Source organism: Euzebyella marina, assembly GCF_003687485.1.
GTDB classification, from domain to species: Bacteria; Bacteroidota; Bacteroidia; order Flavobacteriales; family Flavobacteriaceae; genus Euzebyella; species Euzebyella marina.
Genome location: NZ_CP032050.1, coordinates 1,947,126 through 1,960,448 on the forward strand (window position 1 = coordinate 1,947,126; position 13,323 = coordinate 1,960,448).

General features: G+C 40.3%; 9 protein-coding genes. 5 read left to right on the forward strand and 4 right to left on the reverse strand.

Features of this window, described 5'->3' with window-relative positions; all coding sequences use genetic code 11:
- Both D1013_RS20330 and D1013_RS08155 read left to right on the forward strand, forming a co-directional pair.
- Positions 1-165 carry a hypothetical protein gene (locus tag D1013_RS20330; RefSeq protein WP_162987844.1) on the forward strand — a complete coding sequence of 55 codons (165 nt, stop codon included), beginning with the start codon at positions 1-3 and terminating at the stop codon, positions 163-165.
- Positions 166-240: 75 nt separating this feature from the next.
- Positions 241-1,785 (forward strand): NAD(P)H-hydrate dehydratase, encoded by a 1,545-nt coding sequence (locus tag D1013_RS08155; RefSeq protein WP_121848362.1) that lies wholly within the window; start codon positions 241-243, stop codon positions 1,783-1,785.
- A 45-nt stretch (positions 1,786-1,830) separates the two neighbouring features.
- Here the strand turns inward: D1013_RS08155 and D1013_RS08160 are convergent, their stop codons facing one another.
- Both D1013_RS08160 and D1013_RS08165 read right to left on the reverse strand, forming a co-directional pair.
- Positions 1,831-2,238, reverse strand: coding sequence for an STAS/SEC14 domain-containing protein (locus D1013_RS08160; protein WP_121848363.1), 408 nt, complete (start codon positions 2,236-2,238; stop codon positions 1,831-1,833).
- A gap of 198 nt (positions 2,239-2,436) precedes the next feature.
- Positions 2,437-4,992 (reverse strand): ATP-dependent Clp protease ATP-binding subunit, encoded by a 2,556-nt coding sequence (locus D1013_RS08165; RefSeq protein WP_121848364.1) that lies wholly within the window; start codon positions 4,990-4,992, stop codon positions 2,437-2,439.
- Positions 4,993-5,252: 260 nt separating this feature from the next.
- Here D1013_RS08165 and gyrA point away from each other — a divergent pair, with 260 nt between their 5' ends.
- On the forward strand, positions 5,253-7,793 hold the full coding sequence (gene gyrA, locus D1013_RS08170; protein ID WP_121848365.1) for a DNA gyrase subunit A: 2,541 nt from the start codon (positions 5,253-5,255) through the stop codon (positions 7,791-7,793).
- Positions 7,794-7,839: 46 nt separating this feature from the next.
- Positions 7,840-9,102, forward strand: a complete 1,263-nt coding sequence (locus tag D1013_RS08175) for a tetratricopeptide repeat protein (RefSeq protein WP_121848366.1) — start codon at positions 7,840-7,842, stop codon at positions 9,100-9,102.
- A 75-nt stretch (positions 9,103-9,177) separates the two neighbouring features.
- Here D1013_RS08175 and D1013_RS08180 read toward each other — a convergent pair whose 3' ends face one another.
- Together D1013_RS08180 and D1013_RS08185 are read right to left on the reverse strand one after the other, a co-directional pair.
- Complete coding sequence (locus D1013_RS08180; protein ID WP_121850661.1) at positions 9,178-9,930, reverse strand: C40 family peptidase; 753 nt, start codon at positions 9,928-9,930, stop codon at positions 9,178-9,180.
- 25 nt (positions 9,931-9,955) lie between these two features.
- Positions 9,956-11,131, reverse strand: a complete 1,176-nt coding sequence (locus D1013_RS08185) for an acetyl-CoA C-acyltransferase (protein WP_121848367.1) — start codon at positions 11,129-11,131, stop codon at positions 9,956-9,958.
- 113 nt (positions 11,132-11,244) lie between these two features.
- On the opposite strand from D1013_RS08185, the gene D1013_RS08190 reads away from it, so the two are divergent.
- Entirely contained in the window at positions 11,245-13,293 is a 2,049-nt protein-coding gene (locus D1013_RS08190) for an HD family phosphohydrolase (protein ID WP_121848368.1), read from the forward strand.
- Positions 13,294-13,323 lie beyond the last annotated feature (30 nt).

A 13,323-nucleotide genomic window follows, 5' to 3' on the forward strand; every position in this document is an offset into this window, starting at 1 on the left:
TTGAAAAAAGCACTAAATAGCGCAAAAACGGAGAAATATATAGCTTCTTACCCCAAAGGGGTAGTGGTACCGGTAATAGCGGTGCATCCATTGGTAAATGGCGTAAATGTCTTATTTCTATGTGGGTTGCTCAAGAACATACCTAAAATAAAGACTCAAAAGTAGTACTTTTGATGACCTAATCAAATGAAACGATAAAATTTTACATAATCTTCAACAATTGTCAAAATTTCTTACTGAATGAAGCTTTTCACTGCCGAACAAGTCTATGCTGCCGATAAATTCACAATTGAAAAACAAAATATTACTAGCGATGAACTGATGGAGCGGGCGGCCATTCAACTTTTTAACTGGTTGCATTTAAGAATGCAAGGCGCCCAAGTCAAAATTCATCTTTTTTGCGGAATTGGCAATAATGGGGGCGACGGTCTGGCCCTTGCCAGGCATTTGCAAGACCATGGCTATAATATTGAAGTTTACGTGGTGAATTATAGCAAGAAGCGTTCGAAAGATTTTTTAACGAACCTAGAAAGATTAAAAGAGCGTAAAATTTGGCCCAACTTTTTAGAGGAAGGAAGTGAGTGGCCTCCAATTAAAGAAGAGGAAATTATTGTAGATGCCATTTTCGGTATTGGCCTCAACAGGGCACCTGATGAATGGGTCGGTAATCTATTTGAACATTTAGAGAGTACCAAGGCATTTGTTTTAGCTGTGGATATACCCTCGGGACTCTTCACCGAAAGTGTTCCCAAGAGGGAAAAAGATGTTCTCAAGGCCAATTATACCTTAAGTTTTCAAGTGCCTAAACTTGTATTTTTCCTTCCGCAAACCGGTAAATATACGGTTCAATGGGAGGTTTTGGATATTGGATTGGACAAACAGTTTTTGTTTGAAACCGACACAGATTATTCATTGATCGGGAAAAATGAAATTTTACCTTTCTACCGGCCTAGGGAGAAATATTCGCACAAAGGTACTTACGGCCACAGCTTAATTATTGGAGGAAGCTATGGGAAGATGGGAGCCGTACAACTTGCTGCGCGGTCATGCTTGCGTGTGGGTAGTGGTTTGGTAACGGTTTACATTCCCAAATGTGGCTATATTCCGTTGCAGACGGCTATTCCTGAAGCTATGGTGATTACGGACAATGAAGATTCGCATATTTCAGAAATAGAACTGTCTATTGAGCCAACAGCAGTTGGTCTCGGTGTGGGAATGGGAACCAAAGAAGGTACTTCAGAAGCAATCGCCAATTTTTTAAAGGATTATAAGCGGCCCGTAGTCGTTGATGCAGATGCGCTTAATCTTATAGCTCAACACAAAGATTTATTAAAGTATCTACCTGGCCAAGCGGTATTGACTCCGCATCCGAAGGAGTTAGAGAGATTGATTGGTTCTTGGAAAGACGATTTTGATAAGTTAGAAAAGGCCAAGGTATTTTCAGATAAGCATGATTGTGTATTGGTAATTAAAGGAGCCCATACAATTATCATATATAAAAACAAAGGATACGTGAATACTACGGGAAACCCAGGTATGGCCACGGGCGGAACGGGAGATGTACTTACCGGAATGATAACGGGGCTGATCGCTCAAGGTTATGAACCACTGCAAGCGGCGCTGCTAGGGGTATACCTACATGGGCGTTCTGGAGATATAACGGTTGAAAATACAGGCTATCAGGCTCTTTTGGCAACAGATGTTATTGAGGGAATAGGGCCGGCGTTTTTAGACTTGTTTAAAGTAGAGGAAAAAGTTTCTGCCGAGGAAGATGGTAATGAATAAGCTCAAGCCTAAATAGGGAGCAGGTTTAGGCTTGGCCTTTCCAGTTTAACAAGATTGAGCAATCACTCTTCTTTTTACCCATTTAAGGGCGTTCTCGTACTCTATAAAAAACTTCATCGGTTTTTTGTAGAAGAGTTTTTCAATCTTAAAATTGTGCATATCAATTTCTTTGACACTTACAATGGCAAATGCTTTTAGGTTTTCCAATTGCCTTAAATAGGTATAAATTGTAGGGTCAACTGCAAATGAATGCTTTCTAAGGCTTATGTAGCCAAAGTTTTTGTTTCTGAAGTGAATTTCCGAGATACCGATAATCTGGTACATTCTTTCTAAGGTAAGGGTTGCTCCCTCGTCAAATAATGCCACCATGAAGTTTTCATATACCTGTACTTTTCCAACATCTAACTGATACTCCCTGACAATAATTGTCTTTTTCGGTCGCCTCACTTTCATTCCAATAAGATTATAGTGTTCGAGACGAAAGTAGATGCCAGTTGCAGCAAACTGAAAATTATTAGATTAAAAGCTTAAATATCGTTTTATCTGCTCAACTTGACCATAGCCTGTGATTACTTTCTTACTTGATAGATAAAAGGCATAAAAAAAGGGAGTCGTATTTTGCGACTCCCTCATCTATAATTTCTTACGGCTTTATTCCGTTTTAGAAGACTTCTCAGGTTTATTTATCTTGATGGTCAGTTCTTCTTTCTTCTCATCAAAATCCATCAGAATCGTGTCTCCTTCATCTAACTTTGAATTCACGATTTCTTCGGCCAGGGCATCTTCGATATATTTCTGAATGGCCCTTTTCAAAGGTCGTGCACCGTATTGTTTGTCAAAACCTTTATCGGCAATATAGTCTTTGGCTTTTTCACTCAATTTGAGGTCGTAGCCTATATCTTTAATTCTTGCAAATAACTTTCTCAGTTCAATATCGATGATTCTATGTATATCTTCTCGCTCGAGGGGATTGAACACAATTACATCATCGATTCTGTTCAAAAATTCAGGTGCAAAGGCTTTTTTTAGCGCTCCTTCAATGACACTTTTTTGATGACTTTCTTCTTGAGCCTTCATGGCAGAAGTACCAAAACCTACACCTTGACCAAAGTCTTTCAACTTGCGGGCTCCAATGTTGGATGTCATGATGATAATGGTATTTCTAAAGTCGATTTTTCTTCCCAAACTATCGGTAAGGTAGCCATCATCCAAAACTTGCAAAAGCATGTTGAATACATCCGGGTGTGCCTTTTCGACCTCATCCAATAGAACTACGGAATAAGGCTTGCGTCTAACCTTTTCGGTCAATTGACCACCTTCTTCATACCCAACATATCCCGGAGGTGCACCAACTAATCTAGATATCGCAAATTTCTCCATGTATTCGCTCATATCTATTCTAATCAATGCATCTTCAGAATCGAATAATTCTTTGGCAAGCACTTTCGCAAGTTGGGTCTTACCAACACCTGTTTGACCTAAGAAAATGAAAGATCCAATCGGCTTGTTAGGGTCTTTTAAACCAGCCCTGTTTCGCTGAATGGCCTTGGCCACTTTTGCTACAGCCTCATCTTGACCAATTACATTTGATTTGATCAGGTCTGGTAGACCGGCCAGTTTATTGCTTTCGGTCTGGGCGATTCTATTTACGGGAATACCGCTCATCATCGATACTACATCGGCAACGTTATCTTCGGTAACCGTCTCTTTGTGCTGTTTACTATCTTCTTCCCACTTCTCCTGGGCCACTGCCAACTCTTTTTCGATGCGCTTTTCATCGTCTCTTAGCTTGGCAGCCTCTTCATATTTTTGCTTTTTAACGACACTGTTCTTAAGTTCCCTTACATCTTCCAGCTTTTTCTCGAGTTCTAGAATCTGTTTAGGTACATCCATATTAACAATATGAACACGTGAACCTGCTTCGTCAAGAGCGTCGATAGCCTTGTCCGGCAAAAAGCGGTCAGTCATATACCTGTTTGTCAACTTAACGCAGGCCGTGATAGCTTCATCGGTGTAATTGACATTATGATGATCCTCATACTTCGCTTTGATGTTATGAAGAATTTCAATGGTCTCTTCAACCGAAGTTGGCTCGACGATAACTTTTTGAAAACGTCTTTCTAAGGCGCCGTCTTTTTCGATATATTGTCTGTACTCATCAAGTGTAGTAGCCCCGATACATTGAATTTCACCTCTGGCCAATGCCGGTTTGAACATGTTGGAAGCATCTAAGCTACCCGTTGCTCCACCAGCACCAACAATGGTATGAATCTCATCAATGAAAAGAATTACATCGTCGTTCTTTTCAAGCTCGTTCATAACAGCTTTCATCCTTTCCTCAAATTGGCCACGGTACTTGGTACCGGCCACAAGTGAAGCAAGGTCAAGTGTTACCACTCGTTTGTTGTAAAGAATACGAGAAACCTTCTTATTGATAATTCTTAATGCCAGACCTTCTGCTATGGCACTTTTACCCACACCGGGCTCACCTATCAATAGGGGGTTGTTTTTCTTTCTTCTACTTAATATTTGTGAAACACGCTCAATCTCTTTTTCCCTTCCAACAACGGGATCCAATTTGTTTTCCTCGGCCAAACGGGTAAGGTCACGCCCAAAGTTGTCCAAGACCGGAGTCTTGGATTTCTTGCTGCCTTTTTGGCCCGTAGTAGTACCGAATGAACCCGAATCTTTTCCATCTCCGTTATCGTCATTGTCACTAGGAAAAGATTCTGATGTAGGAGCATCTACAATATCATCATCACTAGTAATCATAAACTTAAATTGTTCTTTAACGCCATCGTAATCTACCTTTAATTTATGTAGAAGTTTGGTCGTCGGGTCGTTCTCGTTTCTTAAAATGCACAGCAACAGGTGTGCGGTGTTGATGGAAGAACTTTGAAACAACTTGGCCTCTAAAAACGTTGTTTTTAGGGCACGTTCAGCCTGACGAGTCAGGTGTAGGTTCTTCTTGTCTTTTTGTATATTATTTGGATTCGGATTTGACGGACTCAAGATCTCGACTTTTCGCCGGAGATGGTCCAGGTCAACTTCCAGGGCATCCAAAATACTGATAGCCTTACCGTTGCCGTCGCGCAATAGCCCGAGCATGAGGTGTTCGGTACCGATGAAATCATGGCCCAAACGCAGTGCTTCCTCTTTACTGTAGGCGATTACGTCTTTAACTCTTGGTGAAAAATTATCATCCATAAAACTTATCCTTTCATCTATAAAATTAGTAAAACTATACCAATCTAACGCAAATAGTGTACCTATTATTAGATAACGTTCTATGAATTGACGAAAAAAGAATCTAATTACAAAATATTTAACGTTGAAACGAACATGGTTTCAAGGCCTTGTGATGTTGATAAAATGTTTAATAAAGTACCCCGTGTTTGCTTTGAAAGCCATGATTTTACGTATATTGGCATGTTTTTTTAACTAAAATAAAATATTAGGATTTTAATATGGCGGAAGGAGAAAAACTGATTCCTATTAATATTGAAGAGGAAATGAAATCAGCCTACATCGATTACTCGATGTCGGTCATTGTGTCACGTGCCCTGCCTGATGTCAGGGACGGACTGAAACCTGTTCATCGCAGGGTCCTTTATGGGATGCATGATTTAGGAGTTAGGTCAACCAGTGCGCATAAAAAATCAGCTCGTATCGTGGGTGAGGTTTTGGGTAAGTACCACCCTCACGGCGATTCTTCAGTTTATGATACCATGGTAAGAATGGCCCAAGAATGGAGCCTTCGATACATGTTGGTAGACGGTCAAGGTAACTTTGGTTCTGTTGATGGCGATAGCCCTGCAGCAATGCGATATACAGAGGCAAGAATGCGTAAGATTGCCGAGGAGATGCTGGCGGATATTGATAAAGATACAGTAGACCATCAACTTAATTTTGATGATACCATCGAAGAGCCAACGGTTCTTCCGACGAGAATACCCAACCTTTTGGTCAATGGTGCTTCCGGTATTGCCGTAGGTATGGCGACCAATATGCCGCCCCATAACCTGTCGGAAGTGGTAGACGGTACGGTAGCCTATATCGACAACAACGAAATTGATGTCGATGAGATCATGACCTATATAAAAGCTCCTGATTTTCCGACCGGAGGTATTATATATGGTTACGATGGGGTCAAAGAAGCTTTTCATACAGGTCGCGGCCGGGTAAAAATCCGCGCAAAGGCCATTATCGAAGAGGTTCAAGGCCGTGAATGTATCGTGGTAACCGAAATACCTTATCAGGTCAACAAGGCCGATATGATCAAGAAAACGGCCGATCTGATCAATGAAAAGAAAATCGAGGGTATATCAAGTATTCGTGATGAATCGGATAGAAAAGGTATGCGTATCGTTTATATACTTAAACGTGATGCCATACCGAATATCGTTCTCAATACCTTATATAAGTACACTGCGCTACAATCTTCTTTTAGCGTAAACAACATTGCACTTGTAAATGGACGTCCTGAGCTACTGAATATTAAGGAGATGATCCACTATTTCGTGGAACATCGCCATGAAGTAGTGGTCAGACGTACCCAATTCGAACTGAAAAAGGCAGAAGACAGGGCCCACATCTTAGAAGGTCTTATCATTGCTTCCGATAATATTGACGAGGTAATCGCCATTATCAGAGGTTCATCAAATGCCGATGAAGCCCGGGAGAAATTGATGGAGCGCTTTAAGCTCTCTGAAATTCAAGCGAAGGCCATTGTCGAAATGCGTTTGAGACAACTGACCGGACTGGAGCAGGATAAGTTGCGTTCGGAATACGAAGAAATCATTAAAACCATTGCGGACCTTAAGGATATTCTTGCCAAAAAGGAACGTAGAATGGAAATCATCAAAAATGAACTTCTTGAGGTTAAAGAGAAGTATGGTGATGAACGTAGGTCGCAAATCAATTTGGCCGGTGGTGACTTGAGTATTGAAGATATGATTCCTAATGAGCAGGTGGTGATTACAATATCACATGCCGGTTACATTAAAAGAACTCCTCTTTCCGAATACAAAACCCAAAATAGAGGTGGAGTAGGCCAAAAGGCATCTTCCACAAGAAACGAAGATTTTCTGGAGTACCTATTTGTCGGTACGAACCATCAATACATGCTTTTCTTCACCCAAAAAGGTAAATGTTTTTGGATGAGGGTCTACGAGATTCCTGAAGGAAGCAGAACCTCGAAGGGTAGGGCCATTCAAAACTTGATCAATATCGAACAAGACGATAACGTAAAGGCCTTTATTTGTACCCAAGATTTAAAAGATGAAGAGTACGTAAATAGCCATTACGTGATTATGGCCACAAAGAAAGGTACTGTCAAAAAGACATCATTAGAACAGTATTCGCGGCCTAGACAGAATGGTATCAACGCTATCGGTATTCGTGAAGATGATGAGCTTCTAGAAGCTAAACTTACCACAGGTACTAGTCAAATTTTCTTAGGATTGAAATCCGGTAAGGCTATCCGTTTTGAAGAAAGCAAGACCAGACCTATGGGTAGAAATGCTTCCGGGGTAAGGGGTATTACCTTGGCAGATGATAATGATGAGGTCATAGGTATGGTATCGGTGCACGATTTTGAGGATAACATCTTGGTTGTTTCCGAAAATGGTTACGGAAAACGCTCTAGCATTGAAGATTACCGAATTACCAATAGGGGAGGAAAAGGCGTTAAAACTATTTCCATTACCGATAAGACCGGTGGTTTAGTAGCAATTAAAAACGTATCCGATTCCGATGATTTGATGATTATCAACAAGTCTGGTATCGCCATTCGAATGAGCGTTGAAGATTTGAGGGTAATGGGTAGGGCTACTCAAGGTGTTAGATTGATCAACCTGAAAGGTAATGATTCGATTGCAGCAGTAGCCAAGGTTATGAAGGAGGATGAAGAAGACCTTTCGGATACTGATATAATGGATATTGAGGTAGATACCGAGCAAGATGGCACGGCTCTTGATAATGATGGTAGCGAAGAAGAAAATAATTAACCCTTAATTATAGTAAACACTAACAAATTATTTAATTGATTAGAAAATGAAGAATAAATTTTTAATAGTTGCGGGCCTATGTTTTTCAATGGCGGCCTTTGCACAAAAGAGTGAAATTAAAACGGCGGAGAAGGCTTTAAAGGACGGAAATGCCACTGCTGCCAAGACAGCTTTGGATGCGGTATCCGGTTCTATTGCCGGAGCTGATGAGAAACTACAAGCTCAATATTACTTTACTAGAGGTAAGGCCTATGCCGATTTGGCAAAAAAAGGCGATAACAGTGCTTTTGAAGAAGCTGCATCTTCTTTTCAAAAAGTTTTAGAGGTTGAGGAGGCAAGCGGAAAAAGCAAATACTCCGATGAGACCCAACAGCATATGAGAGCTTTGAGTGCTGATTTGGTAAACTCTGCTGTTGAGGATAATGGAAACAAAAAGTTTAAGGAGGCTGCCGATAAATTGTATACTAGCTATAAAATTAGCCCACAGGATACTTCTTATTTGTACTATGCAGCAAGTAGTGCCGTTAACGGAGGTCACTACGAGCAAGCTTTGAAATTTTACGAAGAACTTCAAGAAATCGGTTATGATGGTAGTGGTAAAGTTTATAAAGCTACCAACGTAGAAACTGGGGAAGTTGAAGAGATGGATAAGAACCAGAGAGATTTGATGGTGAAATCAGGTACTTATAAAGATCCGATTGATGAAAACACTCCTTCAAAAAAAGCTGAAATCGTCAAGAATACTGCTCTTATCTATACCCAATTAGGTAAAGATGATAAAGCTCTTGAAGCTTACAAAGCTGCACGTCAAAGCAATCCTGAAGATGTGAACTTGGTTTTAAACGAAGCTAATCTTCACTATAAATTGGGTGATAAAGAAAAGTTTAAGGAATTGATGGCTGAAGCCGCTGCTATGGCTCCTGATAACCCAGATTTGCACTACAACATCGGGGTAATCAATATGGAGCAAGGTAACCTTCTAGAGGCTAGGGCTTCTTACAAAAAAGCTTTAGAAATCAATCCTGGTTACACCAATGCACAGTTGAACCTTTCTACTACCTATGTGAACGAAGGTAACTCTTTGATTGACGAGATGAACAGTCTAGGCAACTCGAAAGCTGACGTAGCTAAATACGATGAGTTGAAAGAGAAAAAAGATAACCTTTTCATGGAAGGTGCTACTGTTTTAGAAGATGCACTTAAAACGAATCCTGATAACCAAAGTATTCTTACCCAGTTAAAGAATATTTACGGCGCTATGGGTGACAATGAAAATTTCATGAGAATCAAGAAATTGATGGGCGAGTAAGCACATCCATATTCTTATAATAGAAAAATCCCTTCGATATTTCGAAGGGATTTTTTTGCTCCAATAAATTATGAACTAAACTATCTGTTTGATTACCCTGAGTTGATAAGTGTATTTTGAGGTTTCCGTATTGAAAATACCGGTGTGGTCTAAACGGTCGATACGAACTTTGCCGTCTACATGTATGATATAGTTATTTTCCATAATGATGCCCACATGAAAAATTTCTCCCTCATTATTATCAAAGAACGCCAAATCGCCCGCTTCACTTTCTTCAATAAAGCTTAAGGCTTGGCCTTGTCTAGCTTGCTCAGAAGCCTTTCTAAGCAAATTGTAGCCATTTATTTTATAGACCATTTGGGTGAAGGCAGAGGCATCAATACCAAAAGGACTTTTACCTCCCCACAAAAAGGGAGCATTCAGATATAGAAGGGCTGTTTGAACCAAGCTGTCTTTTTCTTTTTTACAATCGAAAAAACTTCCTTCGAACTTATGGGCTAACCTATCGGCGATACCTACTGACGAACCTAAGACAACGGGCAGAAGTATAGAATCCTTGGCTTCAATGAAAGATACTAAATCGCAAGATAGTTTTGAGCTTTCACTACCTTCAATTTCATTGTAAGCCGATTCGTCAATGAAAGTAAATTGTTGATTTTGAATCCAACCTTCACATTTATCAAAAGCGACCCTAATACGACTATAGAATTTGCGCTCTTCCAAAACTTTAAAATGGTCGCCATATAATAGTTGGGTAACCATTTCTGATGAGTCGTTGGCTTGCGTTCTGATTGAAACTATACTAAGGTGGCTAATACCGTATTGCATTTGGTCGTAAGGTGGAAATACGGTTTTAAGAACGTTGAACAATTATGGCAGATGCCCCGCCACCGCCGTTGCAAATAGCTGCCGCACCTAATTTTGCATTATGTTGTTGCAGCACATGGATCAATGTGACCAAAATTCTAGCACCGGAGCAACCCAACGGATGGCCCAAGGAAACGGCACCACCATTGACGTTGGTATTTTTATCGGTCAGACCCAATAGTTTGAGATTCGCGAGCCCAACAACGGAGAAAGCTTCGTTAAATTCAAAAAAGTCAATGTCTTCAATTGCCAGGCCTGCTTTAGAAAGTGCTTTTGGCAATGCCTTTGCGGGAGCAGTCGTAAACCATTTAGGTTCTTGGGCAGCATCGGCATAACTTTTAATATAAACCAAGGGTTTTAGATTCAGTTCCCTAGCTTTTTCCTCGCTCATTAGAACTAGTGCTGCAGCGCCGTCGTTTATAGTGGAAGCGTTTGCGGCAGTAACAGTTCCGTCTTTTGAAAATGCGGGCCTGAGCTGAGGTATCTTATCGATTTTTACATTTTTAAATTCTTCGTCTTCAGAGAAAAGTATCGGCTCGCCCCTTCTTTGAGGTACTTCTACGGGAATTATTTCATCATCAAAGCTTCCGTTTTTCCATGCTTCCGCTGAACGTTGGTATGATTGAATTGCAAATTTGTCTTGATCTTCGCGGGTGAAATTATATTTTTCGGCACAGGCATCGGCGCATACCCCCATGGCATTTTGGTCGTACGCATCGACAAGTCCGTCTTTCTGCATCCCATCCTCCAAAGTGGTCGGGCCGAATTTTTGTCCGTTTCGCATATATACATAATGAGGTATCAAGCTCATATTTTCCATTCCGCCGGCAACGGCCACCGAAATATCGCCCAATGCGATTGCTTGAGCCGCCTGCATTACGGCCTTCATGCCCGAGGCGCAAACCTTGTTAATGGTTGTACAAGGTACGCTTTCAGGAATGCCAGCAAAGAGCGCTGCTTGTCGCGCAGGGGCTTGGCCCGTACCGGCTTGCACAACATTGCCCATTAGCACTTCATCGACCATTTCAGGAGATAACTTAATCTTACCCAATGCCCCTTTGATGGCTACGGAACCTAACTTTGGAGCGGATATCGTTGATAAGGCTCCCATAAAACTTCCTATCGGTGTTCGTACTGCAGAAACAATTACAACCTCTTTCATTATACAAATTTGTTCCTGCGAAATTAAGAAATTAAAGAGTAATGTTAAGTGGCCTCTCGGTAAAAGCTAAATACACACTTTAATTTTCTATTTTTGGTACCAATACTACCAGTATGCGAACATTTCTTGATAACCTTTTTAAGAACCAATCGCTCATCTACAAATACTTTCTTTATGTGGTATCGGTAGTGTGCATTGTTTTCTTCTTTCCTAAAGGCGGTAAATTCAAATACGAGTTTCAAAAAGGAAAACCTTGGCAATACGAAAATCTGTATGCTCCCTTTGATTTTTCCATAAAAAAAGGAGCTGAGGAGATTGCCAATGAGCAGAAAGAAGTGCGCGGCCGTCAAGATAATTACTATCGGTTCGATAGTTCTATTCAGGCAGAGGTCTTTGAACAATTTGATGGGAAATTTTCAGATGCATTTCCGGGCGGGGAGTACGATGCAGATGAATTGGTGGTACTTAAATCTGCAGGAAAAGAAATACTTGATACTCTCTACGGTAGGGGTATCTTAATGAAGTCAAACTCAAGGCCCAGCGGCGGACAAACCTATCTGATTAAGCATAACGAGGCTAAAAAAATCAATTCAAACCAAATATGGAAGCTTCCTAATATCGATGATGTAATACTAGATATTTTAAGAAAAAACCGCCTAGATGACTTCAACAATGATTTTCAGGAGTTGTTTTTTGATTTGGTTAAACCAAATGTTTTTTATGATGATGGATTGACGGAAAGGGCTTTAGAGGATGAACTTTCTAAAATATCGCACACACGGGGTACGGTTGATGAAGGAAAACTAATAATTGCCAAAGGGGAAGTAGTAGAGGCAGAGAACCTAGAGATACTTAATTCGCTTAAATCAGAGTACGAATCTGAACTATGGACGGCCAATAATCAGTACTATATTTTATTTGGCTATACCGTTCTGGTGGCGTTGGTACTCATCATGCTACTGCTGTTTTTAAAGAAATATCGCCCAGAAATATTTGAGCACAACACCAAGGTCACCTTTATATTTTTTAATATTCTTTTCATGGTCTTTATCACGACCATGGTGGTGAAATACGATGAGCGCTTTGTATTCGTGGTGCCCCTATGCATTTTACCTTTAATACTTAAAACTTTCTTTGACGCCCGTCTAGGTCTGTTTGTTCATGTACTTACCATTTTGGTCTTGGGTTTTGTTGTGCCCAATAGTTTCGAATACATCTTTCTTCAGATTGTAGCAGGTATTGTTACCATACTTACTGTTTCCGAACTTTATAAAAGGGCCAATCTTTTTATATCCGTCGGACAGATTACCTTAATTTATGTGATAGGGTATTTAGCATTTCATATCATTCACGAGGGAAACTTAGACAATATAGCCTGGTTCACCTTAGGATTATTTTTGTTGAACGGTATGATAACATTGTTCGTTCAACCTTTGATTTATGTATATGAAAAGTTGTTTGGTTTGGTATCCGATGTTTCTCTTCTAGAACTTTCAGATACCAACTCTAAGCTTTTAAAGGAATTATCGAATAAGGCCCCAGGAACATTTCACCATTCTTTACAAGTAGCGAATTTAGCAGAGGCAGCAGCCAATGAGATTGGAGCAAACGCCATGTTGGTTAGGGTAGGGGCATTGTACCATGATATTGGTAAAATGTTGAACCCGACCTATTTTACCGAAAACCAGATAACCAATGTCAACCCGCATGATGAACTTTTACCGAAGGATAGCGGTAAAATTATATTAGATCATGTCATCAATGGTATTGAAATTGCCAAGAAGAACAATATACCCGATCGTGTAATCGACTTTATACGCTCGCATCACGGTACTACCTTGGTTTATTATTTCTTCAAAAAACAACAGGAAATCGACCCAAGTTCGGATGAAGAGGAATTTCGATATCCGGGCCCCACGCCTTTTTCTAAAGAAACCGCCATATTGATGATGGCAGATTCGGTAGAGGCCGCCTCTAAAAGTCTCAAGAACCCGACTTTTACAATTATCAATGACTTTGTTGATAAAATCATAGCAGGTCAAATGAACGCAGACCAGTTTTTAAACGCCGATATTACTTTCAAGGAAATAGAGACGATAAAAAAAATATTCAAGCAGAAGTTGATAAATATTTATCACCTTCGGGTCGAATATCCTGAGTAAGAGCGGTCTGTAAACTTGTCTAAAAAAAAG

Excerpts from the sequence above, each read along its gene's own strand:
- D1013_RS08185 (WP_121848367.1), bottom strand. The coding sequence starts at position 11,131 with ATGAAAGAGGTTGTAATTGTTTCTGCAGTACGAACACCGATAGGAAGT.
- gyrA (WP_121848365.1), top strand. The coding sequence starts at position 5,253 with ATGGCGGAAGGAGAAAAACTGATTCCTATTAATATTGAAGAGGAAATG.
- D1013_RS08160 (WP_121848363.1), bottom strand. The coding sequence starts at position 2,238 with ATGAAAGTGAGGCGACCGAAAAAGACAATTATTGTCAGGGAGTATCAG.
- D1013_RS08155 (WP_121848362.1), top strand. The coding sequence starts at position 241 with ATGAAGCTTTTCACTGCCGAACAAGTCTATGCTGCCGATAAATTCACA.
- D1013_RS08165 (WP_121848364.1), bottom strand. The coding sequence starts at position 4,992 with ATGGATGATAATTTTTCACCAAGAGTTAAAGACGTAATCGCCTACAGT.
- D1013_RS08180 (WP_121850661.1), bottom strand. The coding sequence starts at position 9,930 with ATGCAATACGGTATTAGCCACCTTAGTATAGTTTCAATCAGAACGCAA.
- D1013_RS08190 (WP_121848368.1), top strand. The coding sequence starts at position 11,245 with ATGCGAACATTTCTTGATAACCTTTTTAAGAACCAATCGCTCATCTAC.
- D1013_RS08175 (WP_121848366.1), top strand. The coding sequence starts at position 7,840 with ATGAAGAATAAATTTTTAATAGTTGCGGGCCTATGTTTTTCAATGGCG.